The sequence below is a fragment of the Enterococcus sp. HMSC078F03 genome (assembly GCF_001811595.1).
In the GTDB taxonomy this organism is placed as follows: Bacteria; Bacillota; Bacilli; order Lactobacillales; family Enterococcaceae; genus Enterococcus; species Enterococcus faecalis.
Genome location: NZ_KV805566.1, coordinates 1 through 244, shown reverse-complemented (window position 1 = coordinate 244; position 244 = coordinate 1). Strand labels below are relative to the sequence as shown.

The 244-nt window shown below is 32.0% G+C and carries 1 protein-coding gene; it reads right to left on the bottom strand.

The features are described 5' to 3' along the window. Nucleotides 1-244: ORF6C domain-containing protein (locus HMPREF2810_RS08455; RefSeq protein ID WP_002384000.1), on the bottom strand; the 244-nt coding region annotated here is incomplete at both ends.

The window sequence follows — 244 nt, the reverse complement described above, 5'->3', positions numbered from 1 at the left end:
ATGTTTTTTTGCCACCTAATACTTTGATAACAGTTGATGAAACTAGTCCTTGTATCTTTCGTTGTTGGCTTCTATTAATTGTTGTTTCTGTTTCTAGCTTATCTAAACGTTGATTTACAAGAGTCAATCCACGTTCATGTTTTAACGCAGCTTCTAATAACAATTCTGTGTTATTAATCGGTAAGTTTGATTGAGTTTTAAGCAGTTCCTCCATTTGGTTAAAAGCTTCAATGTATTTCAGTTT